Source organism: Mycobacterium sp. E796 (assembly GCF_001672815.1).
In the GTDB taxonomy this organism is placed as follows: Bacteria; Actinomycetota; Actinomycetes; order Mycobacteriales; family Mycobacteriaceae; genus Mycobacterium.
The window spans coordinates 1-1115 of record NZ_LZKK01000064.1 but is presented as its reverse complement, the minus strand read 5'-3'; the positions used below and the strand labels follow the sequence as shown (position 1 = coordinate 1115).

Annotated in this window: 1 protein-coding gene; it reads right to left on the bottom strand. The window is 70.6% G+C overall.

The annotated features are described in order from the left end of the window. Positions 1–175 precede the first annotated feature (175 nt). Positions 176–1102 carry a VWA domain-containing protein gene (locus A5706_RS05920; RefSeq protein WP_068128143.1) on the bottom strand — a complete coding sequence of 309 codons (927 nt, stop codon included), beginning with the start codon at positions 1100–1102 and terminating at the stop codon, positions 176–178. Positions 1103–1115 lie beyond the last annotated feature (13 nt).

Sequence of the window (1115 nt, the reverse complement as noted above, 5' to 3'; positions counted from 1 at the left end):
TCAGCGAGCTGAACAAGAGCTACAACGCCATCGAGAACGACATCGGGTTCCGCACGGTGCCCGGCCCCGGCAGCGCCGGCTGGCTGCGCCTGGGCGTCGTCGTCGCGCTGATCGCGGCGGCGCTGGGCCTGCTGATCAACCGGCGCCTGCCGATCTGACGCTGCCGTCTGACCGCTTAGGCGGGCAGCCGCCGGTTCAGGAACTCTCCGGCCAGGACGGCGCCGGCCAGCAGCACCGCGCCGAGCAGCATCCAGGCCAGGCTGGCGTCGCCCTTGACGGTCTGATAGCCGATCTGGCGCTGCAGGGTCGAATAGACGCTCTCCAGCGATTCCAGGCTGTCGGCGTGGAACGCCTGGCCGTCGGTGATCTTGGTGATCTCCTGCAGCGTCTGGTCGTCGACGGGGACCGGGATGGTGGCGCCCTCGTACTCGACGGTGCCGTAGGGCGTGCCGAAGGAGATCGTCGAGATCTGCACCTCCTCGGCCTTGGCGGCCCGCGCCGCGGTGAACGCGCCCTGCGGCGCGTTGGGGTCCAGCGGCACGTTTTCGGCCCCGTCGGATTCCAGCACGATGCGCGCCGGTGGCGGCGTGTCCCCGCCGGTGATGGCCGCGGCGCCGACCGCGTGCAGCGCGGTGAAGATCGCCTCACCGGTCGCCGTCCCGTCGGCGAACTCGAGCTTCTTCAGCGCCTCGAGGGTCGCCTCGTGCTGCGGGGTCGGCGGCACCAGCAGGTAGGGCGTGCCCGCGAATCCGACCAGTCCCAGGTTGATGCCCGGCGTCAGCTGGCTGGCGAACTGGCTGGCCGCCTGCTCGGCCGCCTTGAGCCGGTTGGGTTCGACGTCGGTCGCGCGCATCGAGTTCGACATGTCGATGATCAGCACGACGCAGGCGCGGTTGCGCGGGATGCGCATGTCATGCGTAGGCGTGGCCAGGGCGACGGTCAACAGGAACAGCGACAGCAGCGCAACCGCGACGGGAACGTGTCGCCACCACGACTGGGGCACCTCGGCCTCGGTGAAGCGGCGCAGCCGCTGCCGGCGCCGGGCCTGCACCACGACATAGACGGCAAGCAACGCCAGCGGGATCAGACCGAAGAGCAGCAGGCCCGGGCGCTGG